This window comes from Cryobacterium sp. MLB-32 (assembly GCF_000738085.1).
Lineage (GTDB): Bacteria > Actinomycetota > Actinomycetes > Actinomycetales > Microbacteriaceae > Cryobacterium.
In genome coordinates this window covers 1-1,333 of the sequence record NZ_JPRS01000644.1, presented here as the reverse complement: position 1 = coordinate 1,333, position 1,333 = coordinate 1, and the positions used below count along the sequence as shown (strand labels likewise).

Here is a 1,333-nt window from a genome sequence, read left to right as displayed (position 1 = left end):
AGTCGCCACGGCCTTCTACCGATGGCTCTGGCAATACCCCAGTCCAGATACGTCCGGAAGTGAGAAAGTCGGCGCGGAGGTTATAGCGTCGACAGCCCCTGCGAACTGGAGAAACGTCACCGCCCAGTACAACTCAGAGTCGTGGAAGGCGATTACGGCTGAATACCAAGCCAGAGGAGGAGAGTTTCATACCTCGAGTACCAACGGGCTCTGGCGAGTAACCGAGGACTCCACGGCTGACCGCGTAAACGTCGAATTAGGTCTCGGCTACGTTGTCGACGGCGCGCTCAGCCCAACAAAGTCAACCGGCATCGGCCTTGTCTTGATTTGGCAGCAAGACGCTTGGCATGTCGAAAACGGCACGACGCTGGATCAGGAAAAGCTCGCTGCAGGTGGGACTCGCTATACAGGAGGTTGCTAATGGACCCGGTAGCGACCGCCGCCGGTGGAGTTTGCGCTGGTGGCCCAGTTCTCTGCGGGGTCGCCGAGTTAGCTCAAGGAGTCGGTGTCGCGGTAAACACCGCGAAGGGGTTTGTGGACTTCTGGTCTGATCCCGCTGGCAACTCCTTCAAGATGTTGCAGGATTCGGCCAAGAGCCTCTCCGACACGGTGCTGCCCGCTCTGACGCATGCGACTCTTCCGGATCTGACCGCGGATTGGTTCATCGGCGCCTATCGGGTGTCTTTTGCCCTATCGATCTTCGTCCTCGTCGCTCTACTGATCCCGCAGATCGTCCGCGTCGCACGCGGAACCCAGTCGGGGCGTGAGCTGGGGGAGTCCTTGACGCTCTACGGCCCCGTCTTTCTGATCGGGGCAGCGTTCGGCCCCGCCCTCGGGGCGTTCCTGGTGAAGTTTCTCAGCGCCCTGTCGGACTCGTTGATCGCCTGGGGAGTGACTAACAACGCCCAGACCATCGTCGATAAGTTCTCCACGTTGCTGTCCGAGCAGGACGGTTCGGGCCTGGCCGGCGGCGCTGTCCTCGGCATCATCCTCATGTTCTTCATGATCGTGGGCCTGCTGATCGTGCTGTTGATCTTGATCGTCCAATTGATCACCTTGTATTTTTCCGGCGTTCTCTTCCCGCTCGGGTTTGTGTGGATCGTTGATCCGAAGAGGCGGGCGTTCGGGTCCAAGATCCTCTACCTCTGGTTTGGCATTCTGGCCTCCCACCCGCTGTTGTTCTTCCTCCTAGCGATCGCGTTCAGCATGATGGGGGCGCAGCTCAATGCGTTCACCGATACACCTGACCTGCAAAAAACAGTGACGTTGGTCGTGTCGATTCTGGCGTTGTTCATCGCTGGCCTCGCGCCGGTCATCCTGACCCGGTTCGCTC

The 1,333-nt window shown here is 59.5% G+C and carries 2 pseudogenes; both read left to right on the top strand.

From position 1 onward, the window contains the following. A pseudogene (locus tag JF66_RS24815) lies at positions 1–421 on the top strand (hypothetical protein); the annotation flags it as partial. A gap of 113 nt (positions 422–534) precedes the next feature. Beyond that, positions 535–1,333: pseudogene (locus tag JF66_RS20595) on the top strand (hypothetical protein); the annotation flags it as partial.